Raw genomic sequence first — 19,677 nt, forward strand, 5'->3', positions numbered from 1 at the left:
TTAATTAACAAAGCAAAAATTGAATTTCAAGTTGCAGTATAGTAGATATAAAAAATATGCCATTAAATAGGCGCAATAATAACAACGATTTAGCTGTTATTATTGCGTAATTATCATCAGTAAAACAGTTTTTTTCTAAAGTAACTTCATAATCAAGGGCCGATTAACAAACTAACGTTAATCGGGATCAAAGCCATTTTCGCCATCAATATGAGTAGGGTAACCACTTATAGCACGTGATGTTTGCATGCCGGCCATCACCGCCGCTTCAACACACCCCGCATTGACCCCGGTTTTGATCCAATCACCCGTTAAATACAAGTTTTGAAAAAGACTACCATCTGTATCTAATCGATACGCACTGCTTCCTTTTACCGATAAAACATAGCGCTCTGATGGGTCAACGTTAGCGCGCCAATATTGGCTATCAAAGCGGGCTTCACCGCTGCGATTTTGTGGGTCAATTAAATGCTGCCATGCAAACTCCCCTTCGCTTGCCACAGCAGGCCAAAGTTCAAACATCTGATTTTTAAGTTTAAAAATAGCGTTATCTTTTACTTGTTCAGTACACATATCGGCAAAATTGGTTACCGATTGAGGTGGATAATTATCCATTGGCAAGGCACTGCAAAAATAAGCGACATTTTTAGGTTCAAGCTCAGGTGTCCACGTTTCGCGGCAAATCAGTTGATCCATTGAAGCCCAAGTATCAAATGGTTCACTAAAACCACTTAAAATAGGTTCTTCGCCAGAAGCAGGAATATCTGTCCAACCCAATTGGTTTAATGGCACATCAAGCCATAGTTGAAATGCTTGAGTGGCAACGGTTTTGACCTGCTCTGAAGTGTCTTTGAGCGCCGCGTCAATATCCAGCAATTTGGCCGCCACATGGGGTAAACCACCGACTGAAATACCAAAAATCACCTCATCAAAATCAATCCCACGTTGTAAGGTTCTAGTCGGCAGCGGTTGGCCAAATGCTGCTTGGTAAACCTTGGGCCAGGTCGTCCAAAATGCTTCTAAATTAATGTTATGCTCGGTAATTAAAGCAGCTTGGCTTGGCTCAATTTGCGCCAGTAACGGTGAACTTGGCCAGCATGCTAAGCCTTTCACGTCCACCAGCGGTACATATTCTTTTGCGGGGTTGGCTAACGCTACTTGCTGCACTAAATTAATTTGTTCGATGCAGTCTTGTTGCAATAAGTCTTTGCCTGGTACTAACTCAGTCACTTGATTAAAAAATTCAAACTTCACCCCTTGGCGGCTTAACAATTCGTACATTGGACTAAAAATAGTATCGCCCATGCCCGCCTGCATTTTCCACATCACCCCACCGCGATAACACAATGCAATGCGCAGCATCGCTAAACATGCCACCCCAGCTTCAACGTTTGGTTGGTCAAAATTGCCATTTTCGTAAGCAAATACTAAATCATAAAAACCTCGTACTGGCGCAGAATGCACTGAATATTTATCATTCGCGCCACTTTTTAATAACCACTGCCTAAAGTCATATTGATTAAGTACGCCAAAGCCATGTTTATACACTTTGTCATCAAGCAAGCCGGTTAAAATCGCAAGGCCTAAATCAACACAAATATAGATACGGCGAATGTCATCGTGATCGTCTAACAGATCATCAAACTCATTCACTAACCACGTTTTCATTTTGCGAAGTAAGAACGCCAGAGCACTGTGATGTTTATGATTATTCAAGTCTTTATCATCAACCCGTTTTTGTAAAAACTGGCCTACTTGTAAGCTCGATAACCGAATATGATCACTTATTTGTGCAAGTGACTCTTCTACCCCATCTTTAAATTCTGCGAAATCATCAGCAATATCATCAACTTTATCTTTAATTTGGTCATAAAAGTGTGTGAGTAAGCCTTCATCATCATCTTCATAAACCGCCACTTTGCTGCTTTTGTCCAGTAACTTGCCTTTATGCTCTAAATCATCAATAAACTTTTTTAGCCACACATAAACAAATTGAACAATTTCCCAAAAATGAAACTCCAAAGTCCCTTCTGCTGGATTACCTGGAATTTCAGGAAAATCGATAGCCCAAGTATCCCACTGCGCGTCAATCAACTCTTGCAGCACCACAAAACTGTGGGGTTTAAATGCTTCTTGCCACGTTGCAAGTGGTACTCCTGCTGGGCGGGCCAATTGATCATACACAGCTTCAATAGTTTTAAACGAGTTTACATACGCGCCAAACCACACATGCAAACCATGCTCTTCAATGCGCTCGCCTAGCTGGGCGTTACGGCCACTGGCCCCTTTGCCACCTAAACGCCAGCCTTGCTGATAAACAGTGATGTCATATTTTTCTTGCCAATTCGCTTGCTGGGTCAAGTAAAATGCCGATGTCATCGCAGAGACGCCACCGCCTAAAATGGCAATTTTTTGTTGTGTCATGGTGTTTTCCTTAACAAGCTGGGTTAGTTGCGATTTCAAAAGCGGGTTCTTGATCAAAATCCATCAACACGCTAAAAGGCAAAATCGCATCTTGTGTGCCTACTTTTAAACCAAACATCTGCTCAAGTGGAAACGTGTCAATCTGATGAAATGTGACTTGGTATTCATGGGTCAGCAGCGCTGCTTTATGGATTTTTTTAATAATAGAAGGCGAATGCATCACCGCTTGATACACCGCTTTATCACCTTGACCATCGGGAAACTGTTTAAATAAAATTTGATCCATCTGAGGGTGGATAAATCCATCGAGTAACTGTTTTAAGGCATTTAAATCTAAATCAAAAAAGTCTTGTTCAGCCTTTAAAAGCGCAAACGCCTCTTTGACTAAATCGACAAATTCAACAATCGGATTTTCACTGCCTTCGGCCACTTTTTTTACTTCTAATAACGTATGTTGGGCCATTTTTGTTTCTAATGAAAACGGTTCAAATGCATCCACCGACAGCGAAAAATAATTGGCGGGCTCACCGATGTTTGGCATTTGGTATTGGCACAAATATTTGTTGTAGCCCCATGTTTCACGGCCATTGATCAGGGCATAAATATTGTTTACACAAATAAATGCTGGATACCAATAAATATGATCAACCTTCTCTTTGCCGTGTTTTTTAACCATTTTAGCCACCGGCAACCAAATAATCACATCGGTTTCTTGCATCCAGCCTTGTTGCTGGTAAGGGGGCACCTTTGAAGCAATATTTTCAATATCTGTAAAGGTCAAAAGCGTATAGGCCGACAACGCTTTAAAGCGCATCTCGCTGGTTGCTACTGTGTTTAATGTCTGATCTAGGTAAGCTTGAATAAGCGCTAAATCCCCTTTAACAAAAAAACCATACATGTTGGCATTGAGCATGCGACACGGCGGTTTAGCAATCACATTCCCTGGAAAATGAACATAATTTGGTCGAATTGATTCTGACATCCTGATCCCCTTACTTTTATTTTTAGACTCAACAACTGTAATCAAACTTTACTAAATTAGGTACTTAAAACGCATGAATTTTTTATGCTGTGCCGACCAGTGCATCGCGCACTAGGCGTTGATAGAGATCACACGACGCTTGATTAAAATTGTCTGATTGTGGATTTAAACAACCATGTAGATACTGACTACGAGACATTGTCACCATTGGATTTTGCTGTGCTTTAAGCAGCGCCATAACCCTCACAACATCAAAATGTGTTTCGTGATGAGCAAAAATAACTTCTGTTGGCCAGTGTGGCTGAAGTGACGTTTGATTACGAATTTGACTGGGATAAAACAGCATCACGTGCGGCTGCACATGTGTGGCGTGTTGACTACTTAAGGCCCATACAGCAGAAGCCCCAGCACTAAATGCAATAATGTAATGTGCATGGTGCAGTTGATGCGCCTGTTGTTGTAATAATTGAAGATAGTGAGCATGACCGCCCTGCGATAAAAAATACTCATATGCGTGTTGATCATTTAAAAATTGAGGGGGAGCTGTGCGATATGGGGTTACGATGTCACATTGTGCGCCTATTGACTGAAGCTGCGCTGCCCACGTTACTAAATGCGGTGTCAGGCCAAAAATATCACTTACAAATACCACTTTCATAATAGCCCTTTGAATTTGTGTCTAAATTCTAGCCAATCTTAACGTAGCAGTCAGAAAATAGCAGTTTCTTTTTTCTGGCATGATCCTCGCTATCTTAGGCTTATTCCATGACAACAACGCCCGATTTTCCCTTTACTGCACTGTGTTAGTGCAGTTATGGATACGTCGCGCACAAGGACAGAGCACCGATGCATTTTTATGAAGTTAACTATGATGGCCTAGTCGGCCCAAGTCACAACTACGCAGGCTTATCGTTTGGGAATGTTGCTTCTTTGCAAAACTCCCAACACAACGCCAATCCAAAACAAGCCGCATTGCAAGGTTTAGCAAAAATGAAAGCGATGCATGACCAAGGATTAGTGCAAGGCGTATTTGCACCCCATGCCCGCCCCGATCTCAGCACTTTGCGCAAACTCGGCTTTTCAGGTACCGATAGTTACATCATCAATCAGGTTGCACGGCAGCAACCGCACTTATTAAAAACGTGTTATTCGGCCTCTTCGATGTGGAGCGCCAATGCAGCAACCGTCAGTGCCAGTGCCGATTGCGAGGATCAAAAAGTACATTTTACCCCTGCTAATTTAGCGAATAAGTTTCACCGCGCCATCGAAGCGCCCACCACAGGACGTTTACTGCAAGCCATGTTTAAGCATGATGCCCATTTTGTTCACCACGACCCATTACCCAGTGGGCAACATTTTTGCGATGAAGGTGCCGCCAATCATATGCGCTTATGCGACACCCATGGCCATTTGGGGTTAAATTGTTTTGTTTACGGAGCCAGTAGTTTTGACAGCACACACCCTAAACCGCTGCGTTATCCTGCACGCCAATCCCTTGAAGCAAGCCAAGCTATTGCACGCTTACATCAACTTGGCGAACCCACCTTTTTTATTCAACAAAATCCACAGGTGATTGATGCAGGTGTATTTCATAATGATGTGATTGCAGTGGCAAATGAAAATGTCATGTTGTTTCATGAAGAAGCCTTTTTAAATAGCGCAGCACAAATACAGCAAATCCAACAAGCCTATCCGGGCAATCGACCCTTGTATCTCATTGAAGTCAAAACTCAGCATGTGAGTATTAACGATGCAATCAGCAGCTATTTATTTAATTCGCAATTAGTCAGCTTACCTTTTGGTGGCATGGCCTTAATCGCACCAAGCGAATGCCAACACAATGATCGAGTGGCAACGTATCTAGCCCATTTACAGCAAGCCGACAATCCAATTAGCCACATCCATTATTATGATTTAAACCAAAGTATGCGAAATGGCGGCGGTCCTGCGTGTTTACGTTTAAGAGTGCCGCTGTCATCAAAAGAGCTGCAAGCGGTTAATCAACATTGTTTGTTTTCAGTAGATCTTTACCACACGATATGTCACTGGGTTGAAAAACATTATCGCGACCGCCTAAACCTAGCCGATTTAGCTGATATTAGCTTACTCAACGAATGCCAAACAGCGCTTGATGAGTTAAGCAAAATTCTACATTTAGGGTCTGTCTATGATTTTCAGCGTTAAGCGCGCGATTTGTCATCACCACTGATTGCGTAAAATAGACATTTTAGATTGTAACTTCAGGGGCGCTTCACTAAAATTAGCGCCCTTATCTCTTTATTGGAATCTTTATGTCTTCTGCTATCTATCTTGAAGCCGGTCGTGACAAAGCACTTAAACGCAAACACCCTTGGATTTTTTCTAAAGCCATCAAAAAAATGAAAGGGAAGCCAGGCCTTGGAGACACAGTTGATATTTACGATGCCAATGGTCAGTTTTTAGCAGTTGCCTCATACAGCCCGCATTCGCAAATTCGTGCAAGGGTCTGGAGCTTTGAACAAAACGAGAGTATTGATCCTGCTTTTTTTGAAAAACGCATTCGTCGTGCACTTGATGCCCGTCAATCAGTTATCAAAGCAGGTGGCTTAACTGGCTATCGTTTAGTGGCTGCAGAATCAGATTATTTACCTGGGATCACCATTGATAAATTCGACAATTATTTAGTCTGTCAGTTACTCAGTGCAGGCGCCGAGCGCCATAAAGGCGATATTGTGATGGCACTGCGCGCTATTTTCCCTGAGTGCAACATCTATGAGCGCTCTGACGTGGATGTTCGCACCAAAGAAGGCCTTGAGCCCACAGTCGGTGTGCTGCATGGCGTTGCCCCAACTGCACCTGTCATTATTGAAGAAAATGGCCTTAAAATTGAAGTCGATATTATTGGCGGTCATAAAACAGGGTTTTACCTTGATCAACGTGATAGCCGCGCAGCACTTGAGCGTTTCTCAGAAGGCAACGATGTTCTGAACTGTTTTTGTTATACCGGTACGTTTGGTTTATACGCACTACGCGGTAACTGTAAAAGCGTAATCAACGTTGATGTGTCACAACCGGCACTTGATACTGCAAAACGTAATGTTGAAATCAATAATTTAGATTTAAGCAAAGCCGAATTTGTGAAACAGGATGTATTTAAGCTGCTGCGCCAATACCGTGAAGAAGGCCGATTATTTGATACTGTGGTGATGGATCCACCAAAATTTGCCGATAATAAAGCACAGCTCACAGGTGCATGCCGTGGTTATAAAGATATTAATATGATTGCGATGCAAATTTTAAAACCAGGCGGCACATTACTCACGTTTTCGTGCTCTGGTTTAATGGATCAAAACTTATTTCAAAAAGTAGTGGCTGATGCAGCCCTTGATGCAGGCAAAGATTTATTGATTATGGAGCGTTTAAATCAAGCGGCCGACCACCCTATTGCAGGCCCCTATCCAGAAGGGTTTTACCTCAAAGGGTTAGTCTGTAAAGTTTATTAATTCCTTTTCCATATCAATCAGCAAACTCCAAAATGTTGGGGTTTGCTTTATTTACTAAATTGGCCTCACTGATTTAAATACGCTGGTGACTCCCCCTCCTCTTTTTAGCGCTGCTCATATTCAATTCACCTGAGATCGGGTTAATTAACCTCAAACATGACGTTGCTCCGACCATACTTTGGTTTTAGCCTCATGTATTTTGCCACACTCAGGGTCAAACCTTATCGCTTTCATGCAAGTACAAAATGAACATTATTCGGTTTCTAAAGATTAAATAAATATAAATACTAAAAATTACGTTATAAATCCGTCAATAAATCGGTACAAATGCAGTTTATAAAATCCATAATTAGTGTAAATACTCCATAGCGAGTTCAGTACTTCTAACATACAGCAAACACTCTGTATAATATTCGGTACAGTCATCTATCACAGGCATAGCAAGCCTTTTTCGTAAAATAAAAATTGACAGCGTTATCATTTGTTGCTTTTTTAGGTATGTGAATTTTTTGTAACGTCATTCACTAAACCTAATAAACCATCATTCATTAACATTGGAGTTGCAGCACATGAGCAAGAACAACACGGTTAACTTTCGCAAAAATGCTATTTTACTAGCGCTACTCGGCGGGGTCGGTTTTCATACCATCGCAACAGAACAACAATTAGAAACGCCACTAACAGAGCGTTTTATAGTGCAATATAAAATCAACCCTGTGTTTGAAAACAGCCAAAGCACATCTGAACTCCAAATTGCTACTGTTAAACAAAATATGGCTCACGCCATTGCTGCATCTGTACAAACAAATGTATTACAAGATTTACCTTCTATTAATGCTATCGCCTTAGATCTTACTGCAGATCAAAAAGCATCTCTTGAAAATAACCCCAATATCGCCAGCATTGAGGTTGACCCTAAACGCTATTTACTGGCCGAAAGCACGCCTTATGGTATTAATATGGTGCAAGCGCCGCTGCTTTCTGATGCGATGAGTGGCCAACGTAAAGTCTGTATTTTAGACACCGGCTACACCCTAAATCACCCAGACTTACCAAGTACGGGTATCACCGGCGATGATGGTTATGGCAGCAACAATACCGGAAATTGGTATAACGATGGTAACGGGCATGGTACTCATGTGGCAGGTACCATTGCCGCAATTGGTGGTAATAACCAAGGTGTGGTTGGGGTTAATCCTTCTGGTCAGCTTGGTTTACACATAGTTAAAGTATTTAACGACCAAGGTCGCTGGGCATACGGATCCGATTTAATCAAAGCCATTTCACAGTGCCAAGCGGCTGGAGCAAACATTACCAGCATGAGTTTAGGTGGCGGGGGTTCATCGGCCGCAGAGCGCCAAGCTTTTGATAATAGTTATGCGCAAGGGATGTTACATATTGCCGCAGCAGGAAACGATGGTAATAATTCATTAAGCTATCCTGCATCGTATGATTCGGTCGTCTCAGTTGCAGCCGTCGATAGCTCCGAGAACAAAGCATCATTTTCACAATTTAACAATCAAGTTGAAATTGCCGCACCGGGTGTTGGGGTGAATTCGACTTGGAACAATAATGGCTATAAAAGCATTAGCGGAACTTCAATGGCGACACCGCATGTATCGGGTGTTGCAGCCCTCGTATGGAGTAATAACCTTAACTGTACCAACCAACAAGTGCGTGATGCTATTAATAAAACGGCGAAAGATAAAGGCGCGTCAGGTCGCGACACATCTTACGGTTTTGGCTTAATTCAAGCAAAAGCTGCATCAGATTATTTAGCTAACGATTGTGGTACGGGTGGTGGCACTGATGCAGCGCCGACTGCACGCTTTACAGCCAATGTAAGCGGTAAACAAGTCAGCTTTAATAATCAATCAACTGATGATAAAGGCATTACCAGTTATACATGGCAATTTGGTGACACAAATAACTCAACCTCTACAGCACAAAATCCAACTTTTACCTACAACGCTGATGGCCAATATACCGTTCGTTTAACAGTAAAAGATACCGCAGGTCAATCGGCTTCATTGTCCAAAGTCGTCACTATTAGTTCTGATTCAAATACGGGCTGTAATGGTTTAGTCGCATGGAATAGTGCAACCTCATACAAAATTGGCGATAAAGTGGCTTACAATAATAAGCAATTTGAAGCAACTTGGTGGTCAACTGGTGCTAACCCAGAAGTGTACAGCAACGTTTGGAAACGCTTAGGTAACTGTGTGGGTGGAAATACAAATAAAGCACCGGTGGCAAACTTCAGTTTTAATACAAACAAACTTGCAGTCAGCTTTACTGATAGCTCAAACGACGACAAAGCGGTCACAAGCCGCACGTGGTCTTTTGGTGATGGTGCCACATCAACACACACATCCCCAAGCCATACCTATAACCAAGCTGGCAGCTATCAAGTTTCGCTAACTGTAAAAGATGCTGATGGGCTCGAAGCGACAAAAACTCAACAAGTTCAAGTCAGTGATAGCCAACAAGGTTGCTCAGGTGCAGTGGCGTGGTCAACAAGTGCTGTGTATGTTGCGGGCGATCAAGTGGCCTATCAAAATACTAAATACACCGCTAATTGGTGGACCAAAGGCGATAATCCTGCGGACCATTCAGGGCAACATCAAGTTTGGACTGCAAATGGTGGCTGTAACTAGCCCTTGCGCTCTAGCCCCTGCATATTAGCCTCTAACTCTTTGCGCGCTAAAAACAAAAAAGCCCTCATTTAATTGAGGGCTTTTTAAGGTAGTTCCATTAAAACTAGTTCATTTCAATGATTTCTAACCCAAGTAAATATTCATTTGATTCTAACGAAGTACAACGTACTACTTTAGCAAGCGCTTCAAGAGATGGCACACTGTTGTTTGATGACGCTATTTTTACTTTTAGTGTGATATTCATCTCAATTGGCTCATCAATTTCAATCGCCATACCAGTAGCACTTAAGTCCCGGCACACACCATCAATTTGACGACCCGCTTCAGAATCAATTAAGGTTAACTGCACTTCAGCATTGACCATCATTCTGAAAAAATTCCGTTTATCTTCATATAACATAACAACCCCCTATCTCATCCTGTATTATCTCGGTGTGCTTATTTGGCAACATAATGAGATATTTTTTCTATTAATTGTGGCAACGAATATGGTTTGACTATGTAATCGTCACAGCCCGCATCAAAGCCTGCTTTTTTATCCCGTTCAGATTCCAAGCCTGTCAGCAACAACACTGGAATATCTTGGGTCTCTGGCGTATTTTTTATCATTCTGCAGGTATCGTAACCGTCTAAACCAGGCATACACACATCCAATAAAATCAAATCTGGATGCTCTGTAACAATCTGCCCAAGGCACAACTGACCACTGGCTAAATACTCTAATTGAAAACGCTCTGGAATAATTCCTTTGAGCAACTCAAAATTAAAATACTCATCATCGACTAATAAAATTTTTGCTGGTTTTTGGCAAAGATCCATTGCAGCGTCCTTGATCATATTTCCTCCATATCCATAGTCATGTGCAAGATTAGTCTGTTGCGCATGACTATAAAGTAAAGCGGTTGATATTTTTTGCAAGCATTTAGTACAACCATTATCCAAAGCCAAGACTAAGTATTTGTGTTACCACTAAATAACCCAAAAATTATTTTAGTTCATTAATCGCATTTAGCACTCTTTTTGCCGAAACTGGATACGGAGTCCCTAAGGTTTGCGCAAAAAATGAGACTCTTAACTCTTGCTGCATCCAAAAAATAGCCTGTAATGCTTCAGGTAATGCATAACCTTTTGGCACTTTATTCACTTCGCCTTGATAGGCCTCTGCCACTTTATTCAGTTCAAGCACACACAAGCGGTCGCGATTTGGGTCAACGGGTAATTTCTCAAGACGCCGTTCAATCGCTTGTAAATAACGCACTAAATCTTTGAGTTTATTAGCACCAAAATCACAGACAAACCCTTTAAAAATAAGCGTTGAAAGCTGTTGTTTTACATCGCCATGAGCGGTGATCATGGTCAAATCAACTTTGCCCTTTAGCCGTTTATGAATTGCATTAGCAAGGCTCAGTACTTGCTCAACTTCAGTGGCAATTTGCACCACGGTATCCCCAAGCTCACCACGCACTTTTTCTTTGGCGCGGTTAAAGTCCGTTTCATCGCGGATCAGCGCAAAGTCAGGGCATAAGGTATCAACCCCTGCGGCAATACAGTCATCAATTAAATCTTTAACTTGGCCAAACGGATTAAAATAAAGCCCCAGCTTGGCTTTATTTGGCAGCTTTTGCTGTAAGTATTTAATTGGCGATGGAATATTAAGCAAAATTAAGCGGCGCAATCCATGTTTATGGGCTTGCTCAGCTTTGAGTTGAGAATCGAACAGCTCAACCGCCGCCGATGATTTTTTATCGACTAAAGCGGGAAACGCCTTGATTTCGTAACCAGCTTGTTTTTTAACATACGCTTGTGGCAGCGCGCCAAAATCCCATTCGATTAGCTCGGTTTTTTCAATCCCTTTATCCGCCACTTTAGACAAAGTATCGCTGACCTTACCTTGCAGCTGATCTTTGAGCGCTTGTAAATTATGGTTACGCGCAAGCAACGCGCCTTTGTCGTCACGCACTTCAAACATAATACGTAAATGTGATGCAAGGGCGGTGTAATCCCACTCGCTTTCATCAATGCGGATCCCACTCATTTTCAGCAGCTTTTGGCTCACCGCTTCAATAAACTTACCTTGCATTGGTTCAAGGGTCGCCATCACTGCATCCGCAAAATTAGGCGCTGGCACAAAATTGCGGCGTGTTGCTTTAGGCAACGACTTAATTAAACCCGTAATAAGCTCATGGCGAAACGCCGGAATATGCCAATCAAAGCCAATGTCCTCAACCTGATTGAGTAGCGCCAATGGGATTTGCAGTGCAACCCCATCCACCGCTTTACCCGGCTCAAAATGGTACTCAAGCGGTAACATTAAACGGTCTTGCTGCCAGACATCAGGGTAATCTGCCGCTGAAATATGGTTCGCTTGATGCATCATCAAGTTTTCGCGGGTCATGTTTAAAAAACCAGCATCCGCTTTGTGCTGTTTTTTCCACCAATGGGCAAAATCGTTACGGTTATTAACATGCAGAGGGATTTTTTTGTCGTAAAACTCAAACAAGGTTTGGTCATCAACCAAAATATCACGACGACGCGCTTTATTTTCAAGGCTTTGAATGTCTTCAACTAACGCCAAATTATGCTTTAAAAAGCCCTCGTCTTTACCGAGCTCTTGATTCACAAGCGCTTCGCGAATAAAGAGCTCACGGCTCAGTTTTGGGTCAATTTTGCTGTACACAGTGCGGCGCTGATTAACAATAATCAACCCGTATAAGGTTTGTTGCTCAAGGGCAATCACACAGCCGGGCTTTTTCTCCCAGTGTGGTTCAGAATAACTGCGCTTAATTAAATGCTGCGCTAATGGTTCAACCCACTTTAAATCAATTTTGGCGTTAATGCGGGCAAACAAACGGCTGGTTTCAACTAGCTCCGCTGCCATCACCCATTTTGGGCTCTTTTTGAATAAACTTGAGCCCGGAAAAACATGAAAACGCGAATTACGTGCGCCTTTATAGCTGTTATCTTCATCTTTAAAACCAATGTGGCTCAGTAAACCCGCCAATAACGCTTGATGAATAGCATCAAACCCTGCAGGTTCATTGTTTATTGCCACATTCATTTCTTGGCAAATGGTGGTCAGTTGATAGACCAAATCTTGCCATTCACGCACCCTCATATAGGCCAAGAATTCGAGTTGGCACATGCGTCTAAATTGATTGTTCGACAGCGCTTGTTGTTGCTCTTCAAGGTAACGCCATAAATTTAAAAAGGCGATAAAATCAGAATCTGGCTCATTAAAGCGCTGATGTTTTTCTTCGCTTTGCGCTTTTTTCTCTCGTGGGCGCTCGCGCGGATCTTGAATCGACATCGCCGCGACAATCACAATCACTTCAAATACTGAATTAAATTGTTTGGCTGCCAGCACCATTTTAGCCAAACGCGGATCAACGGGTAAGCGGCTGAGTTCTTTACCTGATTGTGTCAGTTTTGGCGTTTTACCCGCTTGAACTTCTTCAACGGCTTCGAGCTCTTCAAGCAAGCGTAAGCCATCGGTAATATTGCGGTTATCTGGCGGCTGAACAAATGGAAATTGGCTAATGTCGCCAAGCCCTAAAGCCAACATTTGCAAAATAACCGAAGCTAAATTGGTGCGCAGTATTTCAGGATCGGTAAATTCTGGGCGACCTAAAAAGTCGTCTTCTGAGTATAAACGAATACAGATACCCGCTTGCACACGACCACAACGGCCTTTTCGCTGATTGGCCGACGCTTGTGAAATCGCCTCAATCGGTAAACGTTGCACTTTGGTGCGGTAACTGTAACGGCTAATACGCGCTGTGCCGGGGTCTATAACGTATTTAATGCCTGGTACGGTTAACGAGGTTTCAGCGACGTTTGTTGATAGCACAATGCGCCTGCCCGAATGACTGGCAAAAATTTTGTTTTGCTCTGCATTTGATAAGCGCGAATAAAGCGGCAGCACTTCGGTATGTTTAAGGTTACGTTTACCGAGCGCCTCGGCGGTATCACGAATTTCGCGCTCACCATTCATAAAAATCAAAATATCGCCTGGGCCTTCTGCCATCAGCTCATCAACCGCATCAAAAATCCCTTGCAGTTGGTCGCCTTCGGCTTCCATTTCGTCTTTATCAACCTCGGTGATGGGGCGATAACGCACATCAACCGGAAACGTACGACCCGATACTTCAATAATGGGCGCATCGTTAAAATGCTTTGAAAAACGCTCAGGATCGATGGTAGCAGAGGTAATAATGACTTTTAAATCGGGGCGACGCGGTAATAGGTTTTTTAAATAACCTAAAATAAAGTCGATGTTTAAACTGCGCTCATGCGCTTCATCGATAATGATAGTATCGTATTGATTTAAAAAGCGATCGTGCTGAATTTCGGCCAATAAAATACCATCGGTCATCAGTTTAACCGCAGTTTTATCCGATACCTGATCGTTAAATCGAATTTTAAAACCGACCTCTTGGCCAAGTGGGCAATTAAGCTCTTCAGCAATTCGGTTGGCAACGGTACGCGCAGCTAAGCGGCGTGGCTGGGTATGGCCAATAAAACCCGCCGCACCTCGGCCAAGCTCTAAACAAATTTTAGGTAACTGCGTGGTTTTACCCGAGCCCGTTTCGCCCGCAACAATCACCACTTGGTTATTGGCGATGGCTTCTTTGATATCGTCTTTTTTCTGACTGACTGGCAAATTTTCGGGATAAGACACTTTTGGCAAATTGGCTAAACGTTGCGCCCGTGTGGCGATGCTTTTTTCAATCGCCAACGTGACTTCAGCTAATATTTTGGCTTGTTTTTCTTCATTTTTTATTTTTGAAATACCGTCTAAACGACGTTTAAAGAAAAACTGATCTTTGTTTAAACACTGTTTTAATGAGCGATATAACTCACGAGTTGCCTGTGCCATACGACTTACAATACCAATTTGCAAAAGGACCGTGAGTTTATCAAACTCTGCAAGGGAGTGAAAACCTTTACGCGCCGCTGTTTGGCAATTAAGTGGCAATAATTAAGTGCCTCTATATTACTTGGTAAATCAAGTTATTATTGCTAGCGTAATTTCCCGCAAAGCTTAAACTAGCGTATAGCAATCGTTTTAATCTGGATACCTCATACATGGCCTCGACTTTTTTACAGCGGTTTGGCAATAAAGTTGCCAGCTACTTACGTTTAACCTTGTTTATGGCTGGCGTATTAATTGGCGTACAAGTGCCGGGGTTTGTTGATCAATACGGCAAAAACCTCGAAGCACGGTTACTCGAATCAAGCCAAGCCCTCAATCAATTTCAAGCCGATGCCGATAAATTTTTTGACGGTGATATCAATAAACTGATTGCCTACTATCAAGCTAAAAACGATGCGGTGATCACCGCTGGCGCAAACAGCATTACCGCCATTGCAACCCGCCAAGCGATGCTAAAAACGGCATGGCAAGCGTTTAACCAATCAACCTTGGCGCAATATCAACATGTCGCCCTCGCCCCAATTAGCGACATTCGCAGTCAAGTATGGCAAAGCTACAATTACCTTATTGTTCTCAACCCCATCGCAATTGGTTTTGGCTTAATTGCTGGTTTATTACTGGCAATGATCTTAGATTTATTCACAGGGCTAATTGCCATGCTTGGCAGCAGGGTTACAAAAGTTAGCAAGGTGATAAGGTGATTTAAAAGGGTTATTAAAACAACAAAGCTGGTCGTTATGCCTACACAATGTTTTTTGCTAAAACCCTTGATGAGTTAGCTGAGCAATTTCGCCAATTAGCGATTGAAAAGTAGATCAACTAGGCTTTTTCAACCGCATCTACGATGGTAGAAAGATTTTTATTCAGCATTGCTAAAGAGTCATTTAACTGATCAATCAATTGCGCACCGTGTTGAACTTGTTCGCTACCGTGCTCAATAAACTGGCAGGCTTCATCACACAAGGTTAAGTTACGTTGTACTACTTGGGCAATTTCGCTGGTTGACTCTGTGGTTCTTGCTGCAAGGCCCCTTACTTCATCAGCAACGACCGCAAAACCACGGCCTTGGTCGCCAGCTCTTGCAGCCTCAATGGCAGCGTTAAGCGCTAATAAATTTGTTTGCTCTGCAATCGCGCTAATGGTTGACACAATATTATTAATTTCGTCTGATTGTTTGTTGAGCTCGCTCATACTTTTTGAAGCGTGCGTCATATCTTTTGACAGTTTACGCATGCTATCAGCAGCTTGGGTAGCAATACTTGAACCTTCTTTGCCGGTTTTATCTGCACACGCCGACGCCTCGCTGACTTGTTGCTGCACATGCGCTATTTTTTCAATACGTTGGGTTATATCAGAAGCAAATTTGATCACTCTTACAACACGCCCTTGCGAGTCCATTATGGGGTTATAACTAGCCTCTAACCATAATGCTTTTGCGTATTTATCAATGCGAGGAAACTGGCCATTAATATATTGCCCTTGTTTCAATTTTTGCCACATCGCAGTGTATTCTTTACTTTTAGCGAACTCGCTAGTACAAAAAATCTGATGCTTTTTACCAACAATCTCCCCGAGCTTATAACCCGTTGCGGCCAAAAAATTATCGTTCGCATTAATAATTGTACCGTCAGTTTCAAACTCAATAACCGCCATCGAATGATTTAATGCGGTAATAATTTGCGACTGTGTTTGTGCAAGGTCTGTTTTATCGGTAATGTCGACGGCCAGCTTAATGATTTTTTGAATCTGACCATTTCGATCAAATATTGGGGTGTACTTAGCCTCAAGCCAGACATGCTCACCGGATTTTTTAAATCGTTCAAACTGCCCATTTAATCCCTTACCTTGATTTAAGCTGTTCCAAAAACCGCTATATTGAGAGGATTGGGCATATTTTGAGTCACAAAAAATTCGGTGGTGTTTTCCCTTTATTTCCTCAAGGCGATACCCCATAACACTCAAAAACGCTGCATTCGCCGTAATAATGTCGCCCTTAGGTGTAAACTCAATCATCGCCGAAGCGTTTTCTATCGCGGTAAGCTTGGCTGTTAACTCATCAAGTAATTGCTGCTGTTTAATCAGTTCATTCTGTGCTGAAAGATCTTTTTTTAAAAATGAAAACATACCGAGGCCTATGTAATGGTGTTATTGGATGAATAGCGCTTGATGGTAATAAACTAGTTATCAGATACCCAAATCGCACTGCTAGCTTACTTTTAGCTTTGTCAATAGTTTATCAAAAAGCAAGAAAAAACCACAAGATAAGCCCAACGGACGTAAACACCCGCAGGTCTAACCAACACATAGTTAAGGCAATAACGCGCAAGTACTTTTTAGTAATGTGTTTGGTTTTACGTAGGTGCAAGCCTGCTTGCGAAGGCGAGCGAAGCTTGCCCGCTTTTGTGGTTGGGTATTAGCCTGATGTGGCTTTAGCCCGGCAACTATTTAACAGCATTACTCGTTTTCACAGCAACAACTGCTTTTAAATGGAAAAACCGCTTTTTAAATTGGTATTGTTGTCGCACTGGCGACGGCAGCCAAGGGGAGGCTATCGCCGGTCTCCCCTTGGAACCCCTCGGCGCCCCTCAATCAAACGACTCTTCAAAAATACATTTGATGTGAACCATAAACGCCATGAAGCGGCATCCATGCCTTAGCATAGCTTGCTCGACTTCCTGTCGTGCATTATTCATCAAATCTATTTTTTCAGGTTTGATTTAAGGGGGAATTGTTTACATCGACGTATGTTTTGATATTTGCGTAGGTGCAAGCCTGCTTGCGAAGGCGAGCGAAGCTCGGCAGGTTTTTCTTTAAGATAAATCAATTTATTAAGCCAAAGACAAAAAGCAAGACACGACCCCATAGCCCCTGTTTGACGTACAGTGACAAGTTAGTCGGTTATCTTGCCCGTTATACTCGAAAGGGGTGATGTCAGAATCACGATTGATATCAGCGAATGAACACACCGTGAGTTTTAAATACCGTGATTATGCAGATAACAACCGTGATAAAGTGATGACACTGAGCTGCGATGAATTTTTACGGCGCTACTTACAGCATGTATTACCCAAAGGATTTATGCGCATTCGCCACTATGGATTTTTAGCGAATGCATGTCGCAAGCGAAAGTTAGCGCTGATAAGGTCACAGGCGCCACAGACAGATAAAGCGCAAAAACGAAAGAGAGCAAAAGAAACACAGCTACCTCATTGGCGGTGCCAAAAATGTAAAACAGGCACACTGCGATTGATTGGCATCGTCACTGTTGATGAAGTGATGAATAAAGGAGAGCGAACGAGCTAGCGGCCACGTTTGCTTCGTCAAATCAGAGAGTTAACCTGTTTAAGTGTTCAGGTAAGGTGACGCTGTGCCCACGAAAAATAAGATTGCCTCAACGCAAAAAATTAGGTGTAATGGGAACGTAAAAATGGCTGAGCCATGCAGGGAAGGCTAAGAAAACACCGTTAATCCGATAAAGTAAGCGTAATGTAGCCTACATCACGAAAAGCAAATTCCCATAGCATAAACAATACCCACTCAAACACCGAGCTGGTAGCGCCTCAGTCCAACAAGCGATTATGCAACACAAACAGCGTGTCGCATAAATACTAAGATGTTAGAGGTTTAAAAGGTTGCTCATAATCACCTCTCATTTTAAACAAGGAATAGTAAAATGAAAAATAAACTGTCGTCGATAATATTGATATTCTGTATTTCAGGCTGCGCATCAAATATTGTAAATAAGGTTAATTTATTAGAGGATAAGCTTAATACTGAAGAGGTAATATTAAACAACGCGACACTTACTCTTAATCAGAAAAGGGAAGAGATAAAGAAACACGAAGAAGAAATAAACCAGATAGAGAATGATAAAGTTAAAGTTTATAAAAGCATCACGTTAAATAAAAAAAGTTTAAATGATTCTAGGCTTTATTTTCAATCTCCTGAAGGAATAAAAATATTTTCAGATGGATCTTGTAATCTGCCCGCTAAAGGTCCTAAACCGAAGCCTTTTTGTGCAAGTGAAGTCGAAGCCAAGGAGTTTGGATTGGCTTATTGTTCTAGTTCTGCTGGTTGTGATGCCACATTATTTGCAGTCAGTGATAAACTAGATACATTTTCCAAAAGGTTTTTAGCAAGCGAGGCTTGCTCTAGACTAGTAGCTGAAAGTTTTAATTCTGGGTACTCTTCAGATAATACAATTGTAAATGCATTTGAAGCCGCATCTGATACTGCCTGCAGTAATGAAAGTGATGGTTTCTTATCAATGATAGTTAAAGCTGGTGGCTGCCTTATGAGTGTATCAACCAAGATAGCAAAAGTAGCAAAGTATATGGATTGCAAAGATAGAGAGTCTAATAAGTGTTATCAATCTTATATAAATTGGGAATCTTCACCTCAAAAAAGAAAAAATGCTTGCGACGGTAATCTAAAAAATATTTCATTAAAAGAAAAGCGACTTGATAGCGAAGAAAAATATCTAGTTAATTTAGACGAATCAATAGCTAATCATAAAAGCAATATATTAGAAGCTGAAGAAGAAATTCAAAAACAAGAGAAAAAAATAACTTATAGCACTCATCAAGTAGAAAAATATAAATCATTAATACGAGAAGCAAAGGATTCCGTTAGTTGGAGAGTTTATGGAGAATAAACATCTAACAAGAGACTATGGCGTCAATAGCTAATTTTAAACTTTTGGCGCTTCCCACATTACCCCGTCTCTGTGTTTGATGGGTTTATTATCCATACAAGGCAAATCAAAAAGGGCGGACAAAAACCAGTTGGCTTTGTTCGTACCTCACAAATTTTAGCCAACTAATTTTTGCCGTTTATTTGCGGCGTTAAGTGGCCATGAGAATCATATTTCGCTCCCTAGCTCTGCTGGTATTTATCGTTGCCATCGTTCAGTTATTTGGAATAGGTGATCGTATTATTTCAGCTCTCTGGCAGTGGTATAAATTTTACGGTTATGGCAATGACGGCCATATTACTATCAGCTACTTTATGGTGGGTATTACAGCTACGGTATCAATCGTTGCTATATGTATCGGCATATTGGTGGCAAAGTATTCTCGTGAGGCCTTCATTGCAAAATCAGCTCTGGTAAGTTCACTTATGCTAATGGCTGGTTTTCTTAGTCTTTCGGCTTTACTTATCAGTCCGCTAGCATCAATTGTATCGCGGTAATGCACTTAT

Annotated in this window: 13 protein-coding genes and 2 pseudogenes; 7 read left to right on the forward strand and 8 right to left on the reverse strand. The window is 41.9% G+C overall.

Annotated elements, in window-relative coordinates; all coding sequences use genetic code 11:
- Positions 1–177: 177 nt before the first annotated feature.
- The 3 genes from AC3KZC_RS10450 to AC3KZC_RS10460 form a co-directional block, all read right to left on the reverse strand.
- Positions 178–2,424 carry an NAD(P)-binding protein gene (locus tag AC3KZC_RS10450; RefSeq protein WP_490578915.1) on the reverse strand — a complete coding sequence of 749 codons (2,247 nt, stop codon included), beginning with the start codon at positions 2,422–2,424 and terminating at the stop codon, positions 178–180.
- Positions 2,425–2,434: 10 nt separating this feature from the next.
- The gene (locus AC3KZC_RS10455) at positions 2,435–3,406 is read right to left on the reverse strand and encodes an acetoacetate decarboxylase (RefSeq protein ID WP_490578916.1); all 972 of its coding nucleotides are present in this window, start codon (positions 3,404–3,406) and stop codon (positions 2,435–2,437) included.
- 82 nt (positions 3,407–3,488) lie between these two features.
- Positions 3,489–4,064 carry a hypothetical protein gene (locus AC3KZC_RS10460; RefSeq protein ID WP_490578917.1) on the reverse strand — a complete coding sequence of 192 codons (576 nt, stop codon included), beginning with the start codon at positions 4,062–4,064 and terminating at the stop codon, positions 3,489–3,491.
- A gap of 188 nt (positions 4,065–4,252) precedes the next feature.
- Here AC3KZC_RS10460 and astB point away from each other — a divergent pair, with 188 nt between their 5' ends.
- The 3 genes from astB (at position 4,253) to AC3KZC_RS10475 (ending at position 9,545) form a co-directional block, all read left to right on the forward strand.
- The gene (gene astB, locus AC3KZC_RS10465) at positions 4,253–5,590 is read left to right on the forward strand and encodes an N-succinylarginine dihydrolase (RefSeq protein ID WP_490578918.1); all 1,338 of its coding nucleotides are present in this window, start codon (positions 4,253–4,255) and stop codon (positions 5,588–5,590) included.
- Between the two features lie 107 nt (positions 5,591–5,697).
- Positions 5,698–6,888, forward strand: coding sequence for a class I SAM-dependent methyltransferase (locus tag AC3KZC_RS10470; RefSeq protein WP_490578919.1), 1,191 nt, complete (start codon positions 5,698–5,700; stop codon positions 6,886–6,888).
- 569 nt (positions 6,889–7,457) lie between these two features.
- A complete protein-coding gene (locus tag AC3KZC_RS10475; RefSeq protein ID WP_490578920.1) occupies positions 7,458–9,545 on the forward strand; it encodes a S8 family serine peptidase in 2,088 nt (695 codons plus the stop codon).
- 103 nt (positions 9,546–9,648) lie between these two features.
- Here the strand turns inward: AC3KZC_RS10475 and AC3KZC_RS10480 are convergent, their stop codons facing one another.
- From AC3KZC_RS10480 to hrpA, 3 genes are all read right to left on the reverse strand, one after another.
- Positions 9,649–9,945: a PilZ domain-containing protein gene (locus tag AC3KZC_RS10480; protein WP_040644116.1), complete on the reverse strand. Its 297-nt coding sequence runs from the start codon at positions 9,943–9,945 to the stop codon at positions 9,649–9,651.
- 38 nt (positions 9,946–9,983) lie between these two features.
- Entirely contained in the window at positions 9,984–10,382 is a 399-nt protein-coding gene (locus tag AC3KZC_RS10485; protein ID WP_490578921.1) for a response regulator, read from the reverse strand.
- 148 nt (positions 10,383–10,530) lie between these two features.
- Positions 10,531–14,421 carry an ATP-dependent RNA helicase HrpA gene (gene hrpA / locus AC3KZC_RS10490; RefSeq protein ID WP_490578973.1) on the reverse strand — a complete coding sequence of 1,297 codons (3,891 nt, stop codon included), beginning with the start codon at positions 14,419–14,421 and terminating at the stop codon, positions 10,531–10,533.
- A 209-nt stretch (positions 14,422–14,630) separates the two neighbouring features.
- On the opposite strand from hrpA, the gene AC3KZC_RS10495 reads away from it, so the two are divergent.
- Positions 14,631–15,179, forward strand: coding sequence for a DUF2937 family protein (locus AC3KZC_RS10495; protein ID WP_490578922.1), 549 nt, complete (start codon positions 14,631–14,633; stop codon positions 15,177–15,179).
- A 118-nt stretch (positions 15,180–15,297) separates the two neighbouring features.
- Here the strand turns inward: AC3KZC_RS10495 and AC3KZC_RS10500 are convergent, their stop codons facing one another.
- Both AC3KZC_RS10500 and AC3KZC_RS10505 read right to left on the reverse strand, forming a co-directional pair.
- Positions 15,298–15,711, reverse strand: a complete 414-nt coding sequence (locus AC3KZC_RS10500; protein WP_490578974.1) for a methyl-accepting chemotaxis protein — start codon at positions 15,709–15,711, stop codon at positions 15,298–15,300.
- Between the two features lie 111 nt (positions 15,712–15,822).
- Positions 15,823–16,602 (reverse strand): annotated as a pseudogene (locus AC3KZC_RS10505) (PAS domain-containing protein); the annotation flags it as partial.
- Positions 16,603–17,296: 694 nt separating this feature from the next.
- Between AC3KZC_RS10505 and AC3KZC_RS10510 the strand changes: the two are divergent.
- From AC3KZC_RS10510 to AC3KZC_RS10520, 3 genes and pseudogenes are all read left to right on the forward strand, one after another.
- Positions 17,297–17,781: pseudogene (locus AC3KZC_RS10510) on the forward strand (transposase); the annotation flags it as partial.
- Positions 17,782–18,151: 370 nt separating this feature from the next.
- Positions 18,152–19,132 (forward strand): hypothetical protein, encoded by a 981-nt coding sequence (locus tag AC3KZC_RS10515; RefSeq protein WP_490578923.1) that lies wholly within the window; start codon positions 18,152–18,154, stop codon positions 19,130–19,132.
- A gap of 200 nt (positions 19,133–19,332) precedes the next feature.
- A complete protein-coding gene (locus AC3KZC_RS10520) occupies positions 19,333–19,668 on the forward strand; it encodes a hypothetical protein (protein ID WP_490578924.1) in 336 nt (111 codons plus the stop codon).
- Positions 19,669–19,677: the final 9 nt, after the last annotated feature.

The sequence above is a fragment of the Pseudoalteromonas sp. J2K-J031 genome, from assembly GCF_058197095.2.

Coding starts and splice junctions, on each gene's coding strand:
- AC3KZC_RS10470 (WP_490578919.1), top strand. CDS start 5,698: ATGTCTTCTGCTATCTATCTTGAAGCCGGTCGTGACAAAGCACTTAAA.
- hrpA (WP_490578973.1), bottom strand. CDS start 14,421: ATGGCACAGGCAACTCGTGAGTTATATCGCTCATTAAAACAGTGTTTA.
- AC3KZC_RS10450 (WP_490578915.1), bottom strand. CDS start 2,424: ATGACACAACAAAAAATTGCCATTTTAGGCGGTGGCGTCTCTGCGATG.
- astB (WP_490578918.1), top strand. CDS start 4,253: ATGCATTTTTATGAAGTTAACTATGATGGCCTAGTCGGCCCAAGTCAC.
- AC3KZC_RS10495 (WP_490578922.1), top strand. CDS start 14,631: ATGGCCTCGACTTTTTTACAGCGGTTTGGCAATAAAGTTGCCAGCTAC.
- AC3KZC_RS10475 (WP_490578920.1), top strand. CDS start 7,458: ATGAGCAAGAACAACACGGTTAACTTTCGCAAAAATGCTATTTTACTA.
- AC3KZC_RS10520 (WP_490578924.1), top strand. CDS start 19,333: ATGAGAATCATATTTCGCTCCCTAGCTCTGCTGGTATTTATCGTTGCC.
- AC3KZC_RS10480 (WP_040644116.1), bottom strand. CDS start 9,945: ATGTTATATGAAGATAAACGGAATTTTTTCAGAATGATGGTCAATGCT.
- AC3KZC_RS10460 (WP_490578917.1), bottom strand. CDS start 4,064: ATGAAAGTGGTATTTGTAAGTGATATTTTTGGCCTGACACCGCATTTA.
- AC3KZC_RS10515 (WP_490578923.1), top strand. CDS start 18,152: ATGAAAAATAAACTGTCGTCGATAATATTGATATTCTGTATTTCAGGC.
- AC3KZC_RS10455 (WP_490578916.1), bottom strand. CDS start 3,406: ATGTCAGAATCAATTCGACCAAATTATGTTCATTTTCCAGGGAATGTG.
- AC3KZC_RS10500 (WP_490578974.1), bottom strand. CDS start 15,711: ATGCGTAAACTGTCAAAAGATATGACGCACGCTTCAAAAAGTATGAGC.
- AC3KZC_RS10485 (WP_490578921.1), bottom strand. CDS start 10,382: ATGATCAAGGACGCTGCAATGGATCTTTGCCAAAAACCAGCAAAAATT.